Consider the following 24,589-nt stretch of genomic DNA (forward strand, 5'->3'; position numbering starts at 1 on the left):
CGGCTCATCCGCGACCGCTTCCCGCAGCCGCCGGGGAGCGGGCCCCGTCCACCTCGCGCGCGAACTCGGCGATGGTCGGCGCGTCCATCAGCTTGCGCACCGACAGCGTGGTCCCGAACAGCTTGTTGGTCGCCGCGATGACCTGCATCGCGCGCAGCGACTCCCCTCCGATGTCGAAGAAGTGGTGGTGCACCCCGACCCGGTCGAGCTTGAGCACCGCGGACCAGATGTCGGTCAGCAACTGCTCGGTCTCCGTCCTGGGCGCGGTGTGCGGGAGCTCGCTCGCCTGCTCCGGCTCGGGCAGCCGGGCCCGGTCGACCTTGCCCGTGCTGGTCAGCGGGACCGCGTCGAGGATCACGCAGGCGCTGGGCACCATGTACCGGGGCAGGCGGTCCCGCACGTGCTGCTGCAGCTCCGCCTGCGCGGGCCGCTCGCCCTCCTCGGGCACCACGTAGGCGACCAACTGCTTCTCACCGTCCCCGCCGCGAGCGATGACGACGGAGCGCTGGAGCGCCGGGTGGGCGTCCAGGACGGCCTCGACCTCGGCGGGCTCCACCCGGAAGCCCCGGATCTTGACCTGGTGATCGATCCGGCCGAGGAGCTCCAGGTCGCCGTCGGGCAGGAAGCGGCCGAGGTCACCGGTCGCGTACCGCCGCGCGCCGGGTTCCGGGCTGTGCGGATCCGGCTGGAACACCGCGGCGGTGTCGGCCGGGCGGCCGAGGTAGCCGCGGGCCACGCCCGCCCCGCCGATGTGCAGCTCGCCCGAGACCGAGACCGGGGTCGAACGGCCGTGCTGGTCCTGCACCAGGATCCGGGTGTTCGCGATCGGGCGTCCGATGGGCAGCTGCTGCTGTCCCGCTTCGGGGGCGCCGGTCCACACCGTGCTCCACACCGTCGCCTCGGTGGGGCCGTACTCGTTCGACAGCAGGCAGCCCGGCGCCTTCTCCCGGCACTCCTGGTGCAGGGCTGCAGGCGCCGCCTCCCCAGCCGTGATCACCCGTGCCAGCGGTGCCAGCTCACCGGGCACGGCCTGCTCCAGCAGCGGGCCGAGCAGGGAGGGGATCCCCAGCGTGTGGGTGGGCCGTGCCCGGACGACCGCGCCGACCGTGCCCACCGGGTCGAGCTGCGTGCCCTCCGCAGGCAGGATCAGGGTCCCTCCGGTGGTCAGCGTCCAGAAGACACCGGCGACGGAGCTGTCGAAGGCGAAGGAGGACAGCAGCAGGAAGCGCTCCGGCGTCTCCGGGTAGGCGACGCTCCTTGCCTGGATCGAGGCGAGCACGTTGCGGTGCTCGACCACGACTCCCTTGGGCTCGCCGGTCGAGCCCGAGGTGTAGATGACGTAGGCGGCGCCCGCGCCCGAGACGGGAGTGGGCTTCGCACGCGCTCCGGTCAGGTCCCGGTCCGGCACGAACAGCGGGCAGCCACGCGGCGCCCTGGGTTCGAGACCGCGCTCGGCGATCACCACCGCCGCGCCGCTGCCTGCGACCAGCGCCGCGGTGCGCTCGTCCGGCTGGACCGGGTCGAGCGGCAGGTAGGCGGCCCCGGCCTTGAGCACCCCGAGCAGGGAGGCGATCTGCAGCGGCGAGCGCTCAGCGAAGACGCCGACCACGTCGTCACAGCCGACTCCGCGCAGGCGCAGCCCTCTGGCGATCCGGCAGGCCCACTCGTCCAGCGTCCGGTAGCTGAGCGCCACGCCGTCCGCCTCCACGGCGATCCGGTCCGGGGTGGCTGCGGCTCGGGCCGCGAAGGCCTCGTGCAGCCCGGCGTCGGGGACCGGGACGACCTCTCCCAGGGTGAACCCCTCGAGCAGCTCGCGGTCCCGGTCGGGCAGCTGGTCAGCAGCGTCGAAGTGGGCGGAGGGATCGGCCGCGATCGCCTCCATCGCCAGCACGTAGCTGTCCCGCACGCTCTCCATCACCTCGGCGGAGAACTGGAGGCTGTCGTACTCGATCCGCACCTCCAGCTCGCCGCTCTCCCGGTGCAGCCGGAAGATCCCGCAGAACGGGAAGGTCGACTCCCCGTAGAGCTCGTTCTCCACGTGCGCGACCCCGCGCTCGGTCCACCGGTCCAGCACGCTGAACACGTGGTAGTTGGTGAAGAAGAACAACGTCTCGGCCAGCGGCTCGTTGCCCTGGTGCCGCTTCAGCTCGGCCATCGGCAACCTGCGGTACGGCATCGACACCCGCTCGGAGCGGAGCGTGTCCTCGATCAGCTTGCGCCAGCTGCCACCGGCCATCCGCACCCGCAGCGCCAGGCTGTTGACGAACAACCCGATCGCGGTGCTGCCGTCGATCGTCTCGGGCCTGCCGTTGGTGACCGTGTAGGTCAGCGTGTCGACGTTGCCGCCGTAGGCCGACATCACCGCCAGGTGCGCCGCCAGCAGGACGCTCTTGAGCGGCACCGCCAGGCCCGTGGCCACCCGCTTGAGGCCGTCCGACAGCTCGCGCCCCACCGGCACCACGATCCGGACGATCTCCCGGTCGCCCTTGTCCGCCTTCGGCCCGACCCCGTCCCTGGGCAGGCGCATGAGCGTGGCGTCGGCCAGGTAGCCGTCCCAGAAGTCGTAGTTCTCCTTCCTGCCCAGCGCCTCCAGCTCCAGCGCGACGGCGTCGCGCATCCCCGACGTCGGCGGCTTGATCGAGATGGGTTCGTCGTAGACCAGCGAGAAGTAGTGGCTGAACAGCTCGGTGATCATCAACGCCTCGCTCCAGCCGTCGACGATCTCGTGGTGGAACCCGTAGGTGAACTGGAAGTCGCCGTCACCGCGCAGGTGCACCATGAACCGGATCAGCGGGTGGTCGTGCAGCTCGAAGCCGACCGTCCGCTCCCGGTCCACCCACGCGGTGACCCGCTCCTCCTGCTCGGGTTCCGGCAGGCCCCGCAGGTCCTCGAAGAGCAGCGGGGTCTCGAACCGGCCGTGCACCAGCTGCAGCGGGCGCGAGTAGGTGGTCATGTCGAACGAGGTGCGCAGCATCGGGTGCCGCTCGACCAGCTGCCGCACCACGGTGCGCATCACGTCCAGGTCGAACGGCGCGCGCAACCGCACCGAGGCGATGGCGTGGTAAACGGCGGACTTCGCGGCGAAGTCCCGGTGGAAGATCATCCCCTCCTGCAGCAGGCTCAGCGGGAACGCGTCCTCGACCTCGGCGGGCAGCGCCTGCCGGTCCTCCTCCGGGATGAGCGCGAACGGCGGGGTGGTCGGCGGGCCCGCCTGCGGTCGCCTGCCGTCCAGCGCTGCTGCGCAGTCGGCGATGACCGGGTTGTCGTGCAGGGTGGCGACGGTGACGTCCAGACCGCTGGCCTGCGCCCGACTAGCCACCATCACGCTGCGGATGGAGTCACCGCCGAGCAGGAAGTAGTTGTCGGCCACGCCGACCCGGTCCACACCGAGCACCGTGGCCACCGCGCCCACCAGGATCTCCTCGGTCTCCGTCCGGGGCGCCACGTACTCGGCGGACCGCCTGCTCTCCTTGGCGGGCTTGGGCAGCGCGGCCCGGTCGAGCTTGCCGTTGGCCGTCGCGGGGAGCGCGTCCAGGAGCACGACCGCCGACGGCACCATCGGCTCCGGCAACTGCTCGCGGCAGTGCCGCACCAGCGCGGCCGGGGACGGCGCCGGGCTGCCGCCGCGCCTGTCCGGCACCACGTAGCCCACCAGTTGGAGCTCACCGGCCAGCGGGGAGGAGCCGCCGAGGTCCTCGTCCCGGCGGGCCACGACCACCGCTTGGCCGACACCGGGGTGCGCGCGGAGTAGCTCCTCGACCTCCCCCGGCTCGACGCGCACGCCGCGGACCTTGACCTGCTCGTCGAGGCGGCCCAGGTACTCGATGTCCCCGTCGGCGCGGCGGCGGGCCAGGTCACCGGTCCGGTAGAGCCGTTCGCCCGGCGTGCCGAAGGGATCGGGCACGAACCGCTGCTCGGTGAGCTCGGGCAGGCCGAGGTAGCCGAGGGCCACCCCGGCGCCGCCCAGGAAGATCTCGCCGACGGCGCCGTCCGGCACCTGATCGCCCCTCGGGTCCAGCAGGTGCGCCCGCGTGTTGGCAACGGGTGCGCCGATGGGCGCCATGCCGCCCCTCGGAGCCGCCGCGTCGACCCGACCGGCGATGCTGCCCACCACGGTCTCCGTGGGCCCGTACTCGTTGACCACGGTGGAGCCCGCGTCGAGGAACGGGGCGGCGCTCCGCGTTCGCAAGGCCTCACCGCCCACCACGACGGTGCGCACGCTGCCCGCGATCTCCTCCGCGGTGAACAGCTGCCCGAGGACGTCCAGGTGCGTGGGCGTCAGCTTGACCAGGGTGAGGTCGCGGCGGGCGCGCAGCGCGCCGGCCAGGCCGGTGACCCCGGCGCTCTCCGGCAGCAGGACGACCCGCTGCCCGACGAGCAGCGGGCCCAGCAGGCCCGTGAGCGTCAGGTCGAAGCTGATCGACGTGTGCACCAGCGCGCCGGCACCCCGGTCGAGCTGGTAGGCGGTAACGGCCCAGGAGAGGTAGTTCACCAAGCCCCGGTGCGGGACGAGCACTCCGTTCGGGCGGCCGGTGGTGCCCGAGGTGTGCAGCACGTACGCGATGTCGTCGCCGACGAGCGGGACCTGCAGCGGGCCGGTCGGCTGCCCTGCGAGCACGGCGGAGGTGTCGTCGAGCGCGAGCGCGGAGGGGGGCGGCGGGTCGAGGCAGCCGAGGACGTCGGCGGTCGCCAGCACCACCTTCGGCGTCGTCTGCTCGACCACCAGCGCCAGCCTGGCGGACGGGTAGCCGACGTCCACCGGGACGAACGCGGCTCCGGCCTTGAGCACGCCGAGCACCGACACCAGCAGCTCCGGCGACCTGCCGAGCGAGATGACGACCCGGTCGCCGCGTCCCACCCCGCGCTCGCGCAGGAGGTGCGCGAGCTGGTTGGCCATGCCGTCGAGCTGGGCGTAGGTGAGCTCCAGGCCGTCGAACTCCACGGCGACCCGGTCCGGGGTCAGCTCCGCCTGACGCGTGAACAGCTCGTGCACGGCCAGGTCCGGCAGCTCGACCACCGGGCCTGCCGACGCGGCGAGCACGGACTCGCGCCGTCTCGGCGGCATCAGGTCGAACGCGCCGACCGGCGTCGCGCCGTCGGCCAGCGCCGCAGCGAGCACGGTCCCGAACGCATCGGCCACCGCCGACGCCGTCGCCCCGTCGACCAGGCCCGCGTCATGCCGCAGCGTGACCTGGAGCTCTTCGCCCACGAGCACGCACGTCAGCGACAGCGCGCCGGAGTCGTCCTGCGCAAGGCCCGTGACGCTCCACACCGGACCCGCGCCGCGTGCGGGACCGCACGCGTGGAAGGAGAAGCGCGGCAGCACCCGCCGCGCCGCGCCGTCCTCCAGCAGCTCCGGGTCCAGGTGCTCGACGCGCTGCCCGGCCCAGCCCGTCCACTCGGCGGTGTCGCGGACGACAGTCAGGAAGACCTGGTCCGCGGTGAGGTCGCCGCGCAGCGGCGCCTCGCGCTCGTAGGCACCGACCGCCCGCTCCAGTCCGGGGAAGCCGCGGCCGGGCACCGAGAGCAGAACCGGGCCACCGCGTTCCCCGCCGACGCGCCAGACCACGACCCGGAACACCGCGGCCAGCACCGCCTCGACGTCCACCGCGTGCTCGGCGGCGAACGCGTCGAGGGCGGGGCCGCACGGCGCGGCAGGCAGCCGGAATGAGCGGAGCCTGCCCTGGCTCCCGCCGACCGTGGTCCTCGGCAGCGCCTCCCCGCCATCGCCCGCCAGCGCGTCGTCCCAGGCGGCGCGGTCGGCGGCCGAGTCCGGCGAGGTGAGCAGCTCGTTGTGCCACGTGGAGAAGTCGGCGTACTGCACAGCGTCCGCTGCGGACTCCCCGGCGGACTCCGCCGCGCCGTCGTACACCGCCGCGAGCTCTGCCACCACCAGCTGCAACGAGGTGAGATCGGCGATCAACGGGTGCGCGGTCAGCAGCAGCGTCGCACGGTCGACGCCGGTCTCGACCAGCAGCGCGCGGAAGCCCTCCCCCGCCCCCGTGCCGACCGCCTCCCGCTCCAGCGCGGCCCACTCGGCCACGTCCCGGTCGGGCCCGACGGCCTGCTCGACGTGGCGCAACCGGACGGCGGCGGGATCGCCGACGACCTGGGACGGCGCCCGCCTGCCCTCGTGGGAGACGAAACCGGTGCGCAGCGCCTCGTGGTCGCCCACCACCTCGCGCAGCGCGGCGCTCAACCGGTCGCGCTCCACCGCGCCCTCCAGCAGCACGTGCGCCTGACCGGCGTTGTCGTCCCCGCGGTCGGCGTGCTGCGACCACAGGGCGCGCTGCCGAGGAGAGACGGCGAACTCGGGGTTTTCCTGCTCTACCACCAGCAACCTCCGCTAAGCCGGGGACGGCGCGACGCGGTGGTGCTCGTCAGGCACTCGGGTGACCTGGCGAGCGGACCCACCTGCCCTGTCCGAAGCCGTTGCCTCCGACAAGGAAAGAGTTCAACATCGAGTTTTCCGAAGCGCGGGCAACCGGCAGCAGAAATAGCGATCCGCGCCGTTTTCCACCCACCTCGGGCCGGGCGCCCCCGGTCTTCACACGACCCAGGACCGTCTGCGGTTTTCAAAATCTATTGGGAATTTCCAACTCGGCCACGCGGACCGATCGTTCAGAATTCGAGGGAAATCCGGTTCAAGTTCCGCGAACGACAGTCGTGCGCAACTGCGGATCCGCCTGGATCTGCGCCCAGGTGAACAAGCACTCCCGGACCTCCCCTCGCGCGAACAGCGCCTGCTGATCGGCGAAGTGCGGCGATCGCGGATCGATCGACTGGGAGAAGGTGAGCAGGCCCTTGGCCCGCGGACCGCGATCGGTGAACTGCACGGCGAGCAGGAAGCTCGTGCCGGTGTTGACCCGGTAGCCGTCCGAGGTCAGCTCGCCGCTGCCCCGCGCGACCGGTTCGAGCGTGGTCGCGGGCGCCGGGACGCGCTCGACGACGTTGACGGCCCCGAGCGCGTCAGGCGCGCCCGGCACGGGCAGCTCACGACCGCCCTTGACGCTGTGCTGCACCGCGCCGAGCGGCACGTCCAGGGGGAAGCCCGCAGCCTCCACGTTCCGCTGGGCGCTGTCGATCGCCCTCCCCACCACACCCGGATCAGGCCGGGGGGCGCCGGGGGTGCGCACCGGGTCGCGCGGGTCGAACGGGGAGGAGAGCAGCGGACCCGCCGCGTTGAGCGCGTCGGGGTGCTCGGCCAGCACCGCCGTGAGCAGTTCGCGCCAGAGCACCGCGCCCCGGCTGTCCACCCGGAAGCGGCCGTCCCACCCGTCCAGCACCGCGCACGCCTTGCCCGCGTCGCGCCAGCCGGCCTCGGCGGACCCCGCGTGCGCGCGGCACAGCCCGCGCACCGGTTCCAGGAGCGACCGCGCGCCCAGGCTCTCGTCGGCCAGCACGGCGGACACCAGCGCGTCGAGGGTGAACCTGCCGGTCGGTCCCGGCTCCTCGAGCAGCAGGGCGTTGAGCCTGGCCCGCGCCGGGAGCGCCAGGCGCTCCTGCCCCAACTGCTGGGGGTAGCCGCGCAGCGGGCTGCGCGGGTTGGCCGCCCACGGGCTGTTGTTGGCGTTGAAGACGTAGTCCGCGCGGGTGAGCCGCGGCCACCGGGAAGCGGGCAGCAGCCCGGCCGCGACGGCTCCCGGCTCCACCCGCCAGTCCTGCTTCGGATCACCGCCGTCCAGCAGGCCGATCGGGCTGGAGGACCACGCCCTCATCGCCTCGGGGGTCAGGTTGGGGGTGCGTGCGGCGTTGCCGTACCAGGACGTGCCGGAGCGGTCCGAGGCCAGCGTGTTCAGCCACGGCGTGCCGTGCTCGACGTGCCGCGCCGCGACCTCGGCCACGTTCCTCGTCCTGGCCATGCCGAGCCAGAAGTCGAGCAGGCCGGAGTTGTCGGCGTTCGCGTCGCGGAACTCGATCGCGCCGGTCGTGGTCCAGCCGTACCCCGCATCGATCGAGGACAGGTCGACGATCGGCCCGTGCTCCCCGGACCACATGGTCCTGCGCACCGGCTCCACCCTGCCGTCGGCCTGCTTGACCTGCACGACCACGACCTGGGACCTCATGTCCAGGACGCGGTCGCCGACGCGGTAGCCGGTCGGCCTCCCCGGCGTCAGCTGGAGCTGCGCGAACGTGAACCTGGGGCCGGGCGCGACCGTGTGGGTCCAGGCGACCTGCTCGGTGAAGCCGATCTGCACGCCGGGCAGGCCCCCGATCCCCGCGCCGTAGACGTCGAGAGTCCCTGGGACGGTGAGGTGGCTCTCCCACAGCTGGAGCTCGCCCTGCCACGGGAAGTGCGGGTTGGCCAGCAGGGCTCCCCGCCCGCTGCTGGAGAGCAAGCCGCCGAGGGCCCAGCCGTTGCTGCCCAGCGCCGAGGCGCCGCCCACCGCCGACGGCGCGGAGCGGAGCGCGTCGGACACCGCCGCCGCCGGGACGCGCAGCGCCTCCTGCCCGTCGCCCGGCGGCCGGGCCACGGCAACGGACGGGAGCACCACCCGCCCGCTCGACACGATGGCGAGGTCCTGCTGGTACGCCAGGAGGTCCACCGCTGTCACCGGCCCGATCCAGGGCTGTCCCGCGCACCAACCGCGGACACCACCCGGCCCGACCTCGGCCAGGTACCGGTTGTACCCGGCCGCGTAACCCTCCAGCAGGGCCCTGGCGTCGCGGGAGATCGACGGCAGCGCGCGCCTGGCCTTCTCCACCAGGCCCAGGGTCAGGTAGCCGAGGTCCGACGCCAGGTGCTCGTCCTGAGCCCCGGCCCCGAGCCAGCGCGAGCGCTCGCCCCGCACCTTGACGACCTGGTCGGCGAGGTCGCACAGGCGGTCCTCGGCGTAGGCCCACCCCTGGCCGAACCCGGCGCTCCCGAGGTCCGCCGCCAGCACGTGCGGAATGCCGTGGCTCGTTCGCCGGATTTCCGCTCGGTACCCGATTCCCGCTATCGCGGACTGAGCTCGGGCAATGAAATCGGAACTACCCGCAGACTGCGCCGAAGCCAGTGGCGAGACAAGGGAAAACGACACCAGGAGGAACACCACAACGGGAAGCGCGAACCTGGCACGACGGCCCAGACTGCCCTTCGACGGGGAAGTTGATTTCGCCAGAACTGAACCTGACATGACACCTCCGCACAGCGCTCTTCTGCGTGGCATCCGACTCGAGGTCGATTACACAGAACACTTTACGCAAATGCAAAACATGAGGAAGAGGGCACTTCAGGAACAGGTGATTACCGCATGGTTACCGCCTCTGAGCTGGAACGACGTGAATGACAAAAAATGACAACGGACCGCGCGCTAGCCGGCGACCGGGTCGTCCTGCGCAACGCAGAGCCCCGCCACTGCGCGCAGGGGCCACGGCCCCAGCAGATCGTCGGGACCGAGCCCCGCGAACCCCAGCCCCGCCAGGCGCTTGATCACCTCAGGGGCCAGGACGGCGCTACCGCCCTGCTCCGCGTACGAGGAGTCCAGATCCACCCGTGAGCGACCCAGGGCGGTCGCGAGGGCGGTCGCGAGCGCCCGGTCGCGGTGTTCGACGTCCCGGCGGCCGGAGCCGTCGCGGACGTCCAGCGCGGCCGGGCGGGACGCGGAGAGCGCGACGGACGCGGAGCCCTCGGGCTCCGGCAGCTCGGCGCACCACACGAACTCGTGCGGGCACATGACGTCCACCTGCCCGTGCAGCGAGGAGCGGACACGCGCCGAGACCTCCGCCTGACCACCGGGGTCGCCCACGAGGTAGGCCACGAGGACCCTGCCCCGTCCTGGCCGCTCCACGACGCCGACCCGCGCCGCTTCGACCCCCTCAACCGAGCAGGCGATCCGCGCCAGCTTGGCCGTGTTGACCCAACTGCGGTCGACGTGGGCCCAGTCCTCGCCGTACCGCGCCACCGGCAGCGCGAACCGCTCGACGACCTCGGAGACGGTCGCGCTCGCCAGACCCGGATCACCGGCCCAGGCGATCAGGAAGCGCTCCATGCCGACGAGCATCCGGTCGACCTGCTCCTCGTCGATCACGGACCTGTGCCCGATGAGATCGAGGACCACGTCCCCGTTCAGCGAGAAGGTCCGGAGGCAGAGGTCCGTGTAGTCGTCGCGCCACAGGCACTCGAGCCTTTTGAACGAGCTGTCCGGGAGATCGTCCGGGGCGCCCCCCGGAGCGTCCGCCTCCCGCAGCGCCTCATCGAAGCCGTCAGCGCAGTTGAAGAGGGCGCCGACCCGGATCGGCGCACCACGCCGCAGCTCCACGCGCATCTTGGCGTCCCTCAGGCCGAAGTAGGAGTACTGCGCGTGGCGCGCCCCCTCGAACATCTGCTTCCTCGACTCCTGGAGCAACTCCTGAACCGTGGCGCCCGGAAGCGGGCGAACAGCAACCAGCGCTTCCTGGAAGAAGCAGCCGACCGACCCCATCACCTCGCGGAACCGGTTGGAGAAGTTCATCTTGAACCCGGTGTCGGAGTTCCCGGACAGTGCCGACAGAGCGATCACGAAGGCAACGGACAGGCGGGAGGAGGCAGCGGGGTCCAGCGGTCCGCTCGTGTCGCGCAGCGCCGCGAAGAGTCGGGGGGAGTGCAGAGAGACCCGGCGGTAGCGATCGCCCTCGTCCGGGCCCACGGAGGAGCGGAACCGGGGGAACTGAGCGACAGGCACCGAGAGGAGGAACCTCTCGCAGTGCTCCAGGGCCCTGCGGTGCGCGGCATCGTGCTCCCCGGAGCGCTGCCGCGCCGCGAGCGCGGCAGGCTGCGCGCCCACCCGCTGCTCGCCCTCAGGGGCGGGATCGCCCTGCGGGAAGGACCTCAGGGCGGCTTCCAGGTCCGACTGGATCGTCGGGAAGCTGGCACCGTCCGCCGAGAGATGGTTGATCATGAGCACCAGGGTGCCCACGGACCCGCCCTCCAGCGCGAAGCCCAGGCGCAGGGGGAGGTCCACCGCCTGGTCCATGCGCAGTGCGAAGAGCTCGTGGAAGATCGCCTCAACGTCCTCAGGACTGTTCCCGTCCCGCCGAACGGAGCGGGGATCTTCGAAGTCCTCGAGCACTACCTGGAAAGGTCTGCCGGACCAGTCCACGGGGTAAATGGTCCGCAGCGCCTCGTGCCTGGTCATCAACTCCCGGACAGCCTTGAGAACGCGAGTCTCCGAGAACCCTGGACCAGGCATCCGGAAAATCAGCTCGATCTTCGCGCTGTCGATGTCGGGAAGTGGCAGGTGGCACAGATACCAGTACATCTCCTGGGACCACAGCAGCGGCGCACCGCGCCCTTTCCCCAGAACAGCGGGTAACCCCTCCATGTCGTCGGAACCCTGCCGGTCGACCACGAGCACTCCTCCACCGCAGAAGCCAAAGGGGAACGAGAGAGCACGGCGCGGAGCGCCGCGAAATCACACCTGACGCGATCCAGGGCCAGCACGATCCAGATGAACTAGTCCGCCCGAATTCCGGCGTCGGGGAGCGGTCCCCCCACCTCGACCCGGCCAGCGTTCTTCTCGAACCAGTCCCAGACCGCAGTCAGGGGAGGTTCAAGCGATCGACCGAGTTCGTTCAACTGGTAGAAAACCTGGGGCGGCACAGTGTTCTTGACCCGACGCGTGATCAACCCGTCGTCGGCGAGTGAGCGCAATGTCGTGGAGAGCATTTTCTGGGAGATGCCGGGCAGGCGACGCCTGAGTTCGGCGAAGCGGAGCTCCCCGACGACGTCGCCAAGTTCCCGCATGGCCAGGACCGTCCACTTTCGACAGATTCGCTTAAACAGCTGACCCGCCTGGTCCGCCGAAACCGAAGAGTCAACAAAATGATCCGCAGGCTGCATTGAAGATTCACCATAGGTTCTTAGTCCACTACTTGGCCGCAGAGGCGGCGGCCAAGTTGAATCATCGGAAAATCCCAGAAGCCGCGCCGAAGTTTTCGACCTGGGCTCCAGAAAATCTGCACCCCCATTTGACGGCAGCCAGAAAAGGGGTCAGTGAGTTCGGTCAGCCAAGTTCGAGCAGGCCGATGAAGCGAATGACCGGGTGTTCGTTCCACGCCGGTCCGGATCACATCACGCACGGACGCACCATCAACTCCAGCGGGTCACGCGCTTTTTACGCGACGACTCGCCAGCCACGCCGGGCGGGAACTAGTGAACACCGACCTCACATAACGGTCCACCGAGCGAGACGGCATCCGCAGCACGGCGACGCTCGTCGCGAAGACGGATGCCGTCATGACGAAGGGAAGTCACGCTTATCTCCTGTTCAGGGACGATCCGGTCAATCCATGATCGACCATACATCCAAAGTTTCCTTGCTGCACCCATCGTTGTTTACATTGCACCAACGCGCACTGTTCGGTATAGTTGCTTGACTGCAAGCCGGTCGAGATACCGTGAAGCGACCCCGCTTCCGCGCGCACTCACAGGCCACTACGCGGACGATCCGCGCGTTTCCGCAGCCACCCGGACGAGATTCGCGCTCCCCGGTGCGGTCCACCGGAGCCGCCGCGTGCCCGCAAGCGGTGCCGAGACCGGCGCGAAATGGAGCGGGAGCATCGCGCGAGCGGGCGTGAGGACTTCGGCAGACCGAACAACGCGGAGCGGTAGGCCCTCGTTCAGGGCCGTGCCGGGCGCGCGGGTCTCCACGCCGACGCCCCCACTGCGCACCGCAATGATCTGATCGACGCGCAGCGCAACACGTCCTGCACAGCGAAGCAGACCACCAGCACGGCAGTGGTGAGCAGCACGCCCGCAATGCCCGCAGCTATCGCCGATGGCGAGCCGACTGGCCGGAAGCACTAGTTCCGGGCTAAACCGGACGGCCAGCCTGGTCGCGGCAGGCGCCATCACGCGGTCCGGTGGACGGTCATGATCGTGCCCGCCGCCAGGTCGAGGTCGTGCCTGATGATCACGCTTGCGACGCCTTCCGTGCACGATCGCGCGGAACGGCTCTTGCACGCGCAGGCCGTTCCCTTCGTCCAGCGCGCTGCGCCTGGCCACCGGAGATCTAGTCCGGCCGGCTACGCGCGTGGCACGCGAGGCTGACCTCGCCCAGCGCCAGCCGGCGCAGCGGACAGCCGCACACCGGACACGACCAGCGGCACGACGACGTCTCCTCCAGGTTCAGGGACGGGATCAGGTTGCCCTTCTGGAGCACGAGGCCGACGTGCGCGGCGCAGCCGCGTTATCGCGGGCTCGTCCAGTGGACCTGGTCCGGAGTCCGCTCAGCTCACGGCCGCTCTTCACAGCGCCGGCCAACAGGTTCCACCCACGTCGCAGCACGTCCACCACGAGGCCGTGTCAGCCAGCGAGTTCGTCGATGCGCCCACTAAGAAAGCCGGTCGACAAGCCGGTGGTGCGGTTGGCGGGCTGGAAGATCGCCCTGCTCTCCATCTCCCAGTAGAGCGCGTGAGCGTCCGAGGACAACACGTTCCACGCGGCGCGCAGGCCGCCCCGGCGTTCCGGAGCGGAGGGGAAGACGACCGGAACGATGTCGCGCAGGACATCGGCGAGGCCCACCTTCGGCAACGGCGTCGCCTTGGCCGCCGTCAACGCCTGCTCGCGCGACTCGATCCAGACGATCTGGCCCCGCACCGCCTGCTCCTGCTTGGAGTCGAACCCGAGCTGGGTGCAAGTTCCAGCGTGCGCTGGTGGTACTTGCGCAACTGTGGCGTACAGGTCCCAGCGTTCCAGCCCGTCCCGGATGAGCTGCAGGTGCCCACCGGCGGAGATCGGACTGATCCGCACCGCATCGCTGATCCTGTGGTGGCCGAAAGCCTTGTCATCCCCGGTGAGGTCGCTGTCGCGTTCGGGCTCTTCCGGCGGGTTCCGGGTCTGGCGCTCCCGCCGGCCGTCCAGGCTCGACCGCGCGTCACGTATGAGGTGATCTCAACGAGCTGTCGGATCGGTGTTCCAGTCGTGTTCGTAGTGGGTGCAGGCCAGTGCTGCGGCGGCGATGAGGCTGGGTTTTCGTGGGCTGGCGGTGGTATGGCGTAGGGCTTTCCAGCGTCCGACCAGCAGCGCGAACCCGCGTTCACCGCGTCCTCGCAGGCCGCATAGCAACAGGTCGTGGGTTTTCTGGTGCACGCTCAGCTCGGGTCCGGCCCAGCGTCTGCGTGGAGTGCGGTTCGGAGTGATCACCCCGTGTCCGGCGTTGAGGGGTAGGCGGTGGTCACGGGCCAACCGGTCCGGGGTGGTGCAGCCACCGCAGGCCCGGCACGGCCTGCGGGAAGCAGGTCGGGGCACGGGTGCCGGTGCGGGTTCCGGGACGGGGTCTTCGCAAATCCAGTCCTACCGAAAGACTCCCCGTGCCATGTCCACGGATCCTGACCAGCGCAGGCCTTGCCGAGATCACCTCCCCCGCAGGGCCTCGCTGCTGGATAGCCTTTCGAGACGGCTGATTCGCTTCGAGAATTCCGGGGTGGTCGATGCAGCCGTCTTGCGGGTCGGCGAAGTGACAAGCCCGTCCGTCCGGGAACAGTTCGCCACCGAGGTCGCGGCACTGCTGCTCGCGGAGCGGCACGCTCTGATGACTCCGCGGTTGATCGCGGCTGATCTCGACGGTGAGGAGTCAAGATCGGTGGCGGTGCTGACCACAGCGTTGCCCGGAAGTAGCCGGATCGCACGGGTTCCGTCGGCAGATCGCATGCGGACGCTGGGCGCAGCTGCGGCTGCATTGCACGCTGTCGCAACGGATCCGACACCCGAACTTCCCTTGCGTCGCCGACCGATGGACGTTCCCGATCCGGGTTTCGGGGTGGGCCGGCATGAGCTTGGCGCTTCGCCGGTGCTCGCCGGGACGGACAAGCGAATGAGCGACGTGCCCGTGCCACGAGAGCGGACCGTGTTCGCCCATGGCGACCTGCGGCAGGGAAACACCCTGTAGATCGCGGACGGGTTTGCTGGTCTGATTGACTGGGATTGCACCGGGATGGGACCTGTCGGTGTGGATCTTGGAAATCTGCGATGTGATGCGGCGATTCTGACGGGCCAGTTCGCGGCCGAGCAGATCCTCGACGGCTGGCAGGAGACGACTGGCAGGCAGGCTGAGAACATCGCCCACTGGAACGTCGCTGCCGCATTGAGCACTCCTGCCGACATGGCGGAATGGCTTCCTGCGATTCACGGTCAGGGACGCACCGACTTGAGCGTGGAGACGGCGATCCATCGCCGCGACGCGTTTCTGCGGGGTGTGCTCGACCGGCTCCCAGGCTGATGACCACCGGTTGGTTGCTCGGCCAGGGTTTGGCCAGCAAGTTCGATGAGGGCTCACTGGCCGGCGTTGTTAGCAGTTAGCCAGCGCTTATCGAGTTTCTGATCATGACTCATCCTTGTGCAGCACCCTGAGCGGAGTGACGGTTGCGTGCGACCGGAGGCGTGTTCTCGCAGGATTTTGTTCTCCAGCGAGAGCCCGTTGATCACCTGGGCGTAAGTGCGAACGAGTTGTTCGAGACCCATGCGGTGCTGCTTGAGCGTGAGATGATCGCGTTGCAACTGGGTGAAGCCTTCGCGCTTGTCGCGGAACTCGGCTGCGGTTCGGCGGGCGTGGAGCACCAGTTGTTGGAAGTGGTCGCGCAGGTCGGGGTGTTTCCGCGCGACGGCACGAGCGGCAGGTTAGAGATCAAGATCCACCAACAACTGCGGACCAGGTAGAGAACCAGCGAGTCGCTGGAGACGAGCGCATTGCGTTGTGACCAGCGGACGGACTCCGCCGATACCGTTTTCGTCTGGTCTCCACGCGAAGCCGAGGATGGTGCAGCCGTCGCTATCGTGGGCCGATGCGTGAGACGCCCGAAGAACTCGACGAGCTCCAGGCCCTGCTCGACGCCTCCCTGTCCCGCTCCACCGATCACCTCCGCTCGATCGTCGCCGAGCACACCATGACCGCCGAGCAGCTCACCCAAATCCTGACCGGCATGTGCACGCTCGCCCTGTCCACCGTGACGGCGAAGGGCGAGCCTCGGATCAGTGGGGTGGACGGGCACTTCCTGCACGGCAGGTGGTACTTCGGCACGGCTCGTGGCGCCGCCAAGGCACGTCACCTCGCGGCCCGGCCCGCTGCCAGCGTCGCGCACATGCGTGGCGAGGACCTGGGGGTGTTCACGCACGGCGCGGTGGAGGTCCTCAACCCCGAGGACGGCGAGGCTGCCGCGGACTGGCCGGAGTTGCTCGCGTACTTCAAGGACTTCTACGGCGATCAGAGCGAGTGGGACAGGGACGTGTTCTACTACCGGCTGCGCCCGCACTGGATGACCGTGTACGCGCCCGACGTCTCGAAGCTCATCGCCGGGTGACCGCTGGGGGCGGCCCCGGCTCTCCGCACTCCTGCGCCGCGCGGCACCCCTACGTCCACCCGTTGGCGGTCCGATCGCACCCCCGGCCGCGTTACCGTCGAGGCGCTCGCCCTCGGCAAGTCCCCTCCTGCTGGAAGGACACCCACCGTGACCGAGTCCGCCATCCTCCCCGTCCCCCGCGACCAGCGCGCGCACCCCCTGGGACCACCGGTCGGGATGGTGGAGGCGCTCGGGCACGGGCCGGTGCGGATGGTGTGGCCCAACGGGGTTCCGGCGTGGGTGATCAGCAGTTACTCCGGGGTCAGGACGGTGCTGTCCGATCCGCGCTTCAGCTCCATGCGCGAGGGCGGCCCGGACATGCGGGCCTCCGGGGACACGATCATCGGCGAGAAGCGGCCCGGCAACATCAACGTGCTCGACGGGGCCGAGCACATGCGGCTTCGCCGTCCGCTCTCCCGCGCGTTCATGGTCAAGAAGATGAACGCCATGCGCCCGTTCATCCAGCGGATCGTCGACGAGCACTTGGACGAGATGGAGCGCTCCGGCGCGCCCGCCGACCTGGTCTCGGCGTTCTGCCTGCCGATCCCCTCCCTGGTGATCGCCGAGCTGCTGGGCGTGCCCACCGAGCACCAGCCGCTGTTCCAGGCCACCGCGCGGGGCATGTTCGGCGTGGACAACGCCAAGGAGGACTACCTGCGCAACGCCGCCGAGCTCGCGGGCGTGCTGGTGCCGGTGGTGGAGGCCCGCAAGCGCGAGGGCGCCAGCGACGACCTGATCGGGCTGATGGTCAACGACACCGACTTCGAGCTGGACGAGCTGCTGTTCCTGGCGATCGGGCTGCTCGCCGCGGGTCACGAGACCACGTCGGGCGCCATCGGGCTGTTCGCGCTGACCCTGTTCGAGAACCCCGAGCAGCGGGCGGTGCTCCAGGCCGACCCGGACCGGGTGGACGTGATCGTCGAGGAGCTGCTGCGCTACTCGCAGGGCAGGCTCGGCGGGGCCGCGCTGGCGCGGCGGGCGCTGGAGGAGGTGGAGCTGGACGGGGTGACGATCCGCGAGGGCGAGTGGGTCACGGTCTCGCTCACCGCCAACCTGGACGAGGCGCTGTGCGAGCAGGCGGGCGAGCTGGACCTGACCCGCAAGAGCGTGACGCACCTGGGCTTCGGGTTCGGCCCGCACCAGTGCCTCGGCGCGAACCTGGCCCGCACCGAGCTGCAGATCATGCTGCGGTCGCTGTTCACCCGGTTCCCCGACCTGGCCCCGGCCATCCCGGTGCCGCAGATGGAGTTCCGCACGGACTCGATCACCTACTCGGCCGTCGAGATCCCCGTGGTGTGGTGACGGCGGTGACCGTGCGGATCGAGCGGGACGGGTGCATCGGGTCGGGGCAGTGCGTGCTCGCCTCGCCGGAGGTGTTCGACCAGGACGACGACGGCGTCGGCGTGGTGCTGCGCCCCGACCCGCCGGACGAGCTGCTGCCGCGGGTGCGCGACGCGGTGCACCGCTGCCCGGCCGGGGTGGTGGCGCTGGACTGACCCCACGACCCGGTCAAGGACCCTCGGGCCCGCCGTCGCGCTCGTAGTCGGTGAGCAGCTCGTAGTCCTTGGCCGGGCCGGTGGCGCGCCAGCGCTCGGTGTAGCTGTCCGGCCCGGTGATCCGCCCGGCCACCAGGTACGTGTCCGGGCTGCACCAGTGGTCGGCGCTCCAGCCGCCCTCCCCCAGGCGCAGCCGGTAGAACTCGCGGCCGTCCGCGAACGTCACGTCCAGCACGTCCGCGCCGCGTTCGGCGTACCGCAGCGACCGCGTGGCGGGCCGCCGCACGCCGCCCAGCTCGACCTCGCCCTCCTCGTGGTAGGCGAGCTGACCGGACTCCGGGTCGTCCGCGAACACCGCCCACCCGGTGAAGGCGCCCTCCTGCCCGGCCCGGTGGTCCACGACGCGCCGCCGCACCCGCCACCGCCCGCGCAGGAAGTCCGCGACCCCGTGCTGCTCCTCGCTCACCCCGCGAAGACTTCCAGGTCCACCGCCGCCGCGCCAGGCGGCCGGGGCGCCACAGCGGGTGCGCCCGCGCTCGGCGGACGGGGGAACCGGTTGGGGCAGAAGTGTTATTCGATCGCCCCGCCCCGCCAGGCCGGTGCAGCATCGAGCGCCGGGAGCAACCCTGGAGGAGGCGATCCGTGGGGTCACCACCGGAGCAGAGCGCCGGAGAGCGGTCCACCGCCCGAGGCAGGGCGGTGCTGCTCGCGCTGCGCCTGTACCTGCGGGAGCTGCGCCGCCACGGCCCGCTCACCGCGGGCGGGATGCTGCTGCCCGCGCTGGGCAACACCTGCATGCTGTACGTGGCGCCGCTGGCGGTCGCCGCGCTCGCGGGCCGGGTCGTTCAGGGCGCGGGCGTCGCCGAGGCGACGCCGCTCCTGCTGGCGTTCGGCGGCGTGCTGCTGTTCGCCGAACTGCTGTGGCGCGTCGGCATCCACTGCCTGAACCGGGTCGACGGCCGGGGCATCGAGCACCTGTCGGTGTTCGGCTTCGACGCGCTGCTCGCCAAGGACGCGTCGTTCTTCCACACCAACTTCGCCGGGTCGCTGACCAAGCGGGTGCTCGGCTTCGCGGGCCGCTTCGAGGAGTTCACCGACGCGCTGGTGTTCAGCGTGGTCGCCAAGGTCGTGCCGCTGGGCTTCGCGTGCGTGGTGCTGTGGGGCTACCACCCGGCGCTGGTGGTGGTGCTGCTCGGCCTGATCGCGGTGACGGGTGTGGCCGTGGCCCCGCTGGTGCGCCGCCGCCAGCGGCTGGTGGACGCGCGCGAGGCCGCCTACGCGCGGGTGTCCGGGCACGTCGCGGACGTGCTGTCGAACGTGGAGGCGGTGCGGGCGTTCGGCGCGGAGGAGCGCGAGGGCGCGGAGCACCGGCGGCGGGCCGCCGAGAGCCGGGCGCTGGCGCTGCGCTCGTGGGACTACGGGAACCTGCGGGTGGACGTGCTGGTGGCGCCGATGTCCGTGCTCACCAACGTCCTCGGCCTGGTGGTGGCGGTGTGGGCGAGCGGCGGGCTGGGCCTGGAGGCGCTGCTGGTGACGTTCACCTACTACGGCAACGCCACGCGGATCATGTTCGAGTTCAACCACGTCTACCGGCGGTTGGAGGGCTCGCTCACCGAGGCCGCGCAGTTCACCGAGCTGCTGCTGGACGAGCCGACCGTGGTGGACGCCGCCGAGCCGGAGCCGACCCCGACCGGGGACTCCCGCGTGAGCTTCGACGGCGTGGCGTTCGCGCACCCCGGCGCGCCGCCGCTGTTCACCGGGCTGGACCTGGACATCCCGGCGGGCACGCGCGTCGGCCTGGTCGGGCGCTCGGGCGGGGGCAAGACCACGCTGACCCGGTTGCTGCTGCGGTTGAGCGACGTGGACGGCGGGAGCGTGCGGATCGGCGGGCAGGACATCTCGCGGGTGCGGCAGGCGGAGTTGCGCGGGCTGATCGCGTACGTGCCGCAGGACCCGTCGATGCTGCACCGGACGCTGCGGGAGAACATCGCGTTCGCCAGGCCCGGCGCGAGCGAGGCCGAGATCCAGCGGGCGGCCCGCGCCGCGCACGTGACCGAGTTCGCGCGGGAGCTGCCGGAGGGGTTCGACACGGTGGTGGGCGAGCGCGGCGTGAAGCTGTCCGGCGGGCAGCGGCAGCGGGTCGCGCTGGCCCGCGCGATCCTGCGCGACGCGCCGATCCTGCTGCTGGACGAGGCGACGAGCGCGCTGGACTCGGAGAGCGAGGCGCTGGTGCAGCGGGCGCTGTGGCGGCTGCTGGAGGGGCGGACGGCGCTGGTGGTGGCGCACCGGTTGAGCACGGTGGTGCGGATGGACCGGCTGGTGGTGCTGGACCGGGGGCGGGTCGTGGAGCAGGGCACGCACGCCGAGCTGCTGGACGCCGGCGGCGCGTACGCGCGGTTGTGGCGGCACCAGTCGGGCGGGTTCCTGGACGAGGCGACGTCGGGGAAGCGGTAGGAGTCCACTCAGGACCGTCCACAGCGGATTAGCGCTCGACCAGTCCGGCGTCGTGCGCGAGGACGGCCGCCTGGACCCGGTTCGCCAGGTCCAGGCGGGTCAGGATGGTGCTCACGTGCCCCTTGACGGTGCCCTCCACCAGGTTCAGCCTGCGCGCGATCCGGGCGTTGCTCAGCCCCGCGCCCACCAGCGCCAGCACGTCCCGCTCGCGCGGGGTCAGCACGTCCGCGCGGGCGCGCGCCTCGGCGGCCCGGCCGAGCGGTCGGGTGTCCAGCGCCGCCAGTACCCGCGCCGCGACGCGGGGCGCCAGGTACGCGCCGCCGCCCGCCACCGCGTGCACCCCGGCCAGCAGCTCGCGCGGGTCGCCGGACTTGAGCAGGAACCCCTTCGCGCCGCCGTCCAGCGCCCGCGCCACGTAGGCGTCGTCGCCGAACGTGGTCAGCACGGCCACCGCCACCCCCGGCGCGCTGCGCGCGAGCTCCTCGGCCGCGGCCAGCCCGTCGAGCCGGGGCATCCGGATGTCGAGCAGGGCGACGTCCGGGCGGTGCTCCAGGGCGAGCCGGACCGCCGCGCGCCCGTCGTCGGCCTCGGCGACCACGGTGATGGCGGGGTCGGTGGCGAGGACGGCCCGCACGCCCGCGCGGATCAGCGGCTCGTCGTCGGCCAGCAGCACCCTGATCACCGCTCCTCCCGGCCGGGCAGCGTGGCGGTGAGCTGGAACGCGCCGCCCGAGGTCGACACGTCGAGCGCGCCACCGGCCGACCGGACCCGCTCGGCGAGCGCGGCCAGCCCGGTGCCGGAGCCGGGGGCGCGGCGCCGGGTGGTGACCGGGTTGGCGACGGTCACCACGACGTCCTCGGCGGCGGTGACGGTGATCCGCACGGGCGCGCCGGGGGCGTGCTTGGCGGCGTTGGTCAGCGCCTCCCTGACCACCCGGTGCGCGGTGGCGGCGACGGCGGGCGGGAGCGGGCTCGGGCCGTGCCAGGTCAGGGTGACCGGGAGGCCGGCGGCCGAGGCGCGGTGGGCGAGGTCGGCCAGGTCGTCGTCCTGCGGGCGCAGGGGTGGTGGTTCGCCGTCGCGCAGCAGGGCGACGAGTCCGGCGAGGCGCTCGGTGGCCGCGCCCGCTCCCCCGCGCAGCTCCCCCACCGCTTCCCGGTGCCGCTCGGGCAGGTCGGCGGCGAGTTCGAGGGCGCCCGCGCGCAGCGCCAGCAGGCTCAGCTCGTGCCCGAGCAGGTCGTGCGCGTCGTGCGCGATCCGGGCCCGCTCGCGCAGGTGGACGCGCTCGGCGGCGGCGACGGCCAGCTCCGCCTGCTGCCGCGCGGACCGCCCGACCAGCCACGGCAGCAGCACGGCCAGCAGCGCGAGCAGCGGCGCGGTGGCCCAGGCGTGCGGCGCGGCGAGCCCCAGCGGGACGGTCGGCGGCAGCGACACCAGCAGCACCGCCCACGCGGGCCGCCCGTCGCCCTCCCTCCGCCCGACGACGAACGCGCACACCGCCACCACGACCAGCACCACGCCGGTCCACGGCGGGACGCCGTCGCCCATCACCAGCGCGGTCGCCTGGGCCGTGGCCGAGCACAGCGCCAGGGGGACGAGCGGTCGGCGGATCGGCACGTCCACGGACGCTACCCCGTCACCGGGCGGGCGAGGCGGACCAGGCGGGTGGTCAGGACCGCGAGGTTCAGCACGGCCGAGAGCGCGAGCCAGAGCACCAGGGCGGGCGAGTAGAGCGCGAGCTGGAACGCGGTGATGTCCCGACCGCCGCCGACCAGCAGCCCGAGGAGCGTGGGCGCGAGCAGCAGGAAGACCGCCGGGACCAGTCGTGGGGCCAGCCGGGCCACCACCTGCCAGGTCGTGCGGGGACGCCACGGCCTGCGCAGGGCGAGGACCCCGAGGACGAGGCTGAGCACGGTCACCGCGCCCAGGGCCAGTTCCACCGGGGAGCGGGGTGACGACGGCTGCGCGTCGTGGCCCTCCAGGATCGCGGCGATGCCGTCCTCCAGCGCGCCGGTGCCCTCGTTCCCCAGCGCCACACCGGAGTTCGCGAGGACGACGACCCCGTGGCCGGAGTCCAGCAGGAGCTGACCGGCGCAGTGCGTGAACCAGATGCCGCTGTGGCGGGCCCTCCCGTCGCCGGTCTGCCAGCCGAGGCCGTAGGTGCTGCCGGGGAAGGCCGGAACCCGCATGGCCGCAAGGGTTTCCGGGGCGACCAGCCGCGCGTCGCCGGACTGGGCGTCGCCGGACTGGGCGGCACCGGACTGGGCGGCGAGCCACTTGCCCATGTCCTCGGCCGTGCTGACGATCCCGTCCGAGCCCGCGACGAACCGGCTCGGCTCGGTGGCGGGGATCGAGGCGCCGTAGGCGAAGAGGTGCCCGTCCGCGACGTCGTCGGGCAGCTCGTCGGTGGTGGTGATCGCCGTGGTGTCCCGCATGTCCAGGGGGGCGAAGACGTTGTCGCGCAGGTAGTCCGCGAACTGCTCGCCGGTGACGCGCTGCACGACGAGCGCGGCCAGGTGGAAGTTGGTGTTGGTGTAGTGGTAGCGGGCGCCGGGGTCGGAGGCCAGCGACGTCGGGTTGACCCGATCCACCACCGCGTCCAGCGAGGCGGGCTGCGGCAGGCTCTTCTCGGGCAGGGTCCGGTCGGTGATGCCGGAGGTCTGCCCGAGCAGGTGCCGGGTGGTGATGGCGGACCCGCGCGGGTCGGCGAGGTGGAACTCGGGGACGTGGCGGGTGATCGGCGCGTCCAGGTCGAGCTCGCCGCGTTCGGCGAGCTGGACGGCGGCGAGCGCGGTGAACGACTTGCTCACCGACGCGATGGGCATCCGGGTCCTGGCGGTGACTTCCACCCCTGCGGACGTGGTCCCGTGCCCGAAGGTCCGCACGACCCGGTCGCCGCGCGTGATGGCGACGGCGACACCGGGGTAGGCGGCGGCGTCGGCCTGCTCGGCGACGAACCGCTCGACGGCGGCGAGGTCCGGTTCGGTCGCCGCGGTGGCAGGTGGTGCGGCGGTCAGGAGCAGGGCCGCGACGAACGCGGCCGTGGCGCTTCTGGTCATCGTCCCGCTCTCGGTTGGTCGTTCGGGGGTCGACGGCGACGCTACGAACGGCGGGATCGGTGGCGCAGGGCCGGAAGGTCAGGCCGTGCCCCCGACTTTCGTCAGGGGTGCCGGGAGGGGCGTGGGTCGGTAGAACTGACCGGGAGGCAACAATGACCACCGCTGTCGCCATCGTCGGAGCCGGGTTGGGCGGGCTGGCGCTCGCCCGCGTGCTGCACGTGCACGGCGTGGGCGCCGTCGTCTACGAGCGCGAGCCGGCGCGCGGGGCGCGCGGCCAGGGCGGGATGCTCGACATCCACTCCGGGCAGGCCGCGCTGCGCGAGGCGGGCCTGATCGACGGCTTCCGCGCGATCGCGCGCGGTGAGGGCCAGGACATGCGGCTGCTGGACTCGGACGGAACCCTGCTGCTGCGGGAGGACACCCCGCCGGACGCCCCGCAGGCCCGCCCCGAGGTCGACCGCGCGGACCTGCGCGACCTGCTGCTCGACTCGCTGCCGGAGGGCGTCGTGCGCTGGGGCCGGGCGTTCGAGTCGGCGGCGGACGGCGTGCTGCGCCTGGAGGGCGGCGGCAGCGCGCGGTACGACCTGCTGGTGGGCGCGGACGGCGCGAACTCGCGGGTGCGCCCGCTGCTCACCCCCGCGCGGCCCGCGCACACCGGGCAGCACGTCGTGGAGCTGGGCATCCCCGACGCCGACCGCACCCACCCGGAGCTGGCGGCGATGGTGGGCCGGGGCAACTACTGGGTGCTGGGCGACGGCCAGTCGCTCGGGGCGCAGCGCAACGGCGACGGCCGGGTGCGCCTCTACCTGAGCTTCTACCGGACCCCGGCGGACTGGATCACCACCTGCGGCGTCCCGTTCCACGACCCGGAGGCGGCCAAGGCGCGCCTGCTGGAGCTGTTCGCGGGCTGGGACCCGAGGTCGACGGCGCTGATCGGGGCCTGCGACGACGTGGTCGTCCCCCGCGCGATCACCGCCCTGCCGGTGGGCCTGACCTGGCCGTCGCGCCCGGACACGACCCTGCTCGGCGACGCGGCCCACCTGATGCCGCCTGCGGGCGAGGGCGCGAACCTGGCCCTGCTGGACGGCGCGGCGCTCGGTCGGGCGGTGGCGGGGCACCGGGGTGATCCGGGGGCGGCGGTGGCGGAGTACGAGCGCGGGATGTTCGAGCGCTCCGCAGCGGCTGCCCGGCAGTCCGCGCAGCTGCAGGAGGCGATGGCGGCCCCGGACGCGGCGCGGCGGATGCTGGCGTTCTTCCAACCGGGCTGACCGCCTCAGACCACCG

At 71.9% G+C, this 24,589-nt stretch carries 17 protein-coding genes; 8 read left to right on the forward strand and 9 right to left on the reverse strand.

Going from position 1 to position 24,589, the window contains the following annotated elements:
• Window positions 1-4: 4 nt before the first annotated feature.
• The 5 genes from AMIR_RS18360 to AMIR_RS18380 all read right to left on the reverse strand — a co-directional run bounded on the left by AMIR_RS18360 (window position 5) and on the right by AMIR_RS18380 (window position 13,714).
• The gene (locus AMIR_RS18360) at window positions 5-6,334 is read right to left on the reverse strand and encodes a non-ribosomal peptide synthetase (protein WP_015802455.1); all 6,330 of its coding nucleotides are present in this window, start codon (window positions 6,332-6,334) and stop codon (window positions 5-7) included.
• A gap of 310 nt (window positions 6,335-6,644) precedes the next feature.
• Window positions 6,645-9,152, reverse strand: a complete 2,508-nt coding sequence (locus tag AMIR_RS18365) for a penicillin acylase family protein (RefSeq protein ID WP_143760773.1) — start codon at window positions 9,150-9,152, stop codon at window positions 6,645-6,647.
• Window positions 9,153-9,296: 144 nt separating this feature from the next.
• On the reverse strand, window positions 9,297-11,312 hold the full coding sequence (locus AMIR_RS18370; protein WP_015802457.1) for a condensation domain-containing protein: 2,016 nt from the start codon (window positions 11,310-11,312) through the stop codon (window positions 9,297-9,299).
• A 104-nt stretch (window positions 11,313-11,416) separates the two neighbouring features.
• The gene (locus AMIR_RS18375) at window positions 11,417-11,803 is read right to left on the reverse strand and encodes a winged helix-turn-helix transcriptional regulator (RefSeq protein WP_049796881.1); all 387 of its coding nucleotides are present in this window, start codon (window positions 11,801-11,803) and stop codon (window positions 11,417-11,419) included.
• 1,464 nt (window positions 11,804-13,267) lie between these two features.
• On the reverse strand, window positions 13,268-13,714 hold the full coding sequence (locus AMIR_RS18380; protein WP_041836845.1) for a hypothetical protein: 447 nt from the start codon (window positions 13,712-13,714) through the stop codon (window positions 13,268-13,270).
• A 673-nt stretch (window positions 13,715-14,387) separates the two neighbouring features.
• Here AMIR_RS18380 and AMIR_RS39295 point away from each other — a divergent pair.
• From AMIR_RS39295 to AMIR_RS18405, 6 genes are all read left to right on the forward strand, one after another.
• Window positions 14,388-14,852 carry a phosphotransferase gene (locus AMIR_RS39295; RefSeq protein ID WP_187313422.1) on the forward strand — a complete coding sequence of 155 codons (465 nt, stop codon included), beginning with the start codon at window positions 14,388-14,390 and terminating at the stop codon, window positions 14,850-14,852.
• A 45-nt stretch (window positions 14,853-14,897) separates the two neighbouring features.
• A complete protein-coding gene (locus AMIR_RS35905; protein WP_143760779.1) occupies window positions 14,898-15,182 on the forward strand; it encodes a hypothetical protein in 285 nt (94 codons plus the stop codon).
• A 161-nt stretch (window positions 15,183-15,343) separates the two neighbouring features.
• Complete coding sequence (locus tag AMIR_RS18390) at window positions 15,344-15,619, forward strand: hypothetical protein (RefSeq protein ID WP_041836846.1); 276 nt, start codon at window positions 15,344-15,346, stop codon at window positions 15,617-15,619.
• Window positions 15,620-15,744: 125 nt separating this feature from the next.
• The gene (locus AMIR_RS18395; protein ID WP_015802461.1) at window positions 15,745-16,260 is read left to right on the forward strand and encodes a pyridoxamine 5'-phosphate oxidase family protein; all 516 of its coding nucleotides are present in this window, start codon (window positions 15,745-15,747) and stop codon (window positions 16,258-16,260) included.
• A 147-nt stretch (window positions 16,261-16,407) separates the two neighbouring features.
• Entirely contained in the window at window positions 16,408-17,601 is a 1,194-nt protein-coding gene (locus AMIR_RS18400; RefSeq protein ID WP_015802462.1) for a cytochrome P450, read from the forward strand.
• 5 nt (window positions 17,602-17,606) lie between these two features.
• On the forward strand, window positions 17,607-17,795 hold the full coding sequence (locus AMIR_RS18405) for a ferredoxin (protein ID WP_041837980.1): 189 nt from the start codon (window positions 17,607-17,609) through the stop codon (window positions 17,793-17,795).
• A gap of 13 nt (window positions 17,796-17,808) precedes the next feature.
• On the opposite strand, the gene AMIR_RS18410 is transcribed toward AMIR_RS18405, so the two are convergent.
• On the reverse strand, window positions 17,809-18,261 hold the full coding sequence (locus tag AMIR_RS18410) for a DUF6314 family protein (RefSeq protein WP_015802464.1): 453 nt from the start codon (window positions 18,259-18,261) through the stop codon (window positions 17,809-17,811).
• Between the two features lie 176 nt (window positions 18,262-18,437).
• Here AMIR_RS18410 and AMIR_RS18415 point away from each other — a divergent pair, with 176 nt between their 5' ends.
• The gene (locus AMIR_RS18415; RefSeq protein ID WP_015802465.1) at window positions 18,438-20,249 is read left to right on the forward strand and encodes an ABC transporter ATP-binding protein; all 1,812 of its coding nucleotides are present in this window, start codon (window positions 18,438-18,440) and stop codon (window positions 20,247-20,249) included.
• A gap of 28 nt (window positions 20,250-20,277) precedes the next feature.
• Here AMIR_RS18415 and AMIR_RS18420 read toward each other — a convergent pair whose 3' ends face one another.
• The 3 genes from AMIR_RS18420 to AMIR_RS18430 are packed head-to-tail and all read right to left on the reverse strand — an operon-like array spanning window position 20,278 to window position 23,305.
• Window positions 20,278-20,931 carry a response regulator gene (locus AMIR_RS18420; RefSeq protein WP_015802466.1) on the reverse strand — a complete coding sequence of 218 codons (654 nt, stop codon included), beginning with the start codon at window positions 20,929-20,931 and terminating at the stop codon, window positions 20,278-20,280.
• Window positions 20,928-21,863 carry a sensor histidine kinase gene (locus AMIR_RS18425; RefSeq protein ID WP_245554511.1) on the reverse strand — a complete coding sequence of 312 codons (936 nt, stop codon included), beginning with the start codon at window positions 21,861-21,863 and terminating at the stop codon, window positions 20,928-20,930. Before AMIR_RS18425 ends, AMIR_RS18420 begins: the two co-directional genes overlap by 4 nt.
• Window positions 21,864-21,874: 11 nt before the next feature.
• Window positions 21,875-23,305, reverse strand: a complete 1,431-nt coding sequence (locus tag AMIR_RS18430) for a serine hydrolase domain-containing protein (RefSeq protein WP_015802468.1) — start codon at window positions 23,303-23,305, stop codon at window positions 21,875-21,877.
• Between the two features lie 152 nt (window positions 23,306-23,457).
• On the opposite strand from AMIR_RS18430, the gene AMIR_RS18435 reads away from it, so the two are divergent.
• Window positions 23,458-24,573, forward strand: coding sequence for an FAD-dependent oxidoreductase (locus AMIR_RS18435; RefSeq protein ID WP_015802469.1), 1,116 nt, complete (start codon window positions 23,458-23,460; stop codon window positions 24,571-24,573).
• The last annotated feature ends 16 nt before the right edge of the window (window positions 24,574-24,589 follow it).

Origin of the sequence: Actinosynnema mirum DSM 43827 (assembly GCF_000023245.1) — a bacterium.
In the GTDB taxonomy this organism is placed as follows: Bacteria; Actinomycetota; Actinomycetes; order Mycobacteriales; family Pseudonocardiaceae; genus Actinosynnema; species Actinosynnema mirum.

What these genes read in the sequence shown, in the direction of transcription:
- AMIR_RS18365 (WP_143760773.1), bottom strand. Translation starts at nt 9,152, where the DNA reads ATGCCACGCAGAAGAGCGCTGTGCGGAGGTGTCATGTCAGGTTCAGTT.
- AMIR_RS18375 (WP_049796881.1), bottom strand. Translation starts at nt 11,803, where the DNA reads ATGCAGCCTGCGGATCATTTTGTTGACTCTTCGGTTTCGGCGGACCAG.
- AMIR_RS35905 (WP_143760779.1), top strand. Translation starts at nt 14,898, where the DNA reads ATGGGACCTGTCGGTGTGGATCTTGGAAATCTGCGATGTGATGCGGCG.
- AMIR_RS18395 (WP_015802461.1), top strand. Translation starts at nt 15,745, where the DNA reads ATGCGTGAGACGCCCGAAGAACTCGACGAGCTCCAGGCCCTGCTCGAC.
- AMIR_RS18430 (WP_015802468.1), bottom strand. Translation starts at nt 23,305, where the DNA reads ATGACCAGAAGCGCCACGGCCGCGTTCGTCGCGGCCCTGCTCCTGACC.
- AMIR_RS18435 (WP_015802469.1), top strand. Translation starts at nt 23,458, where the DNA reads ATGACCACCGCTGTCGCCATCGTCGGAGCCGGGTTGGGCGGGCTGGCG.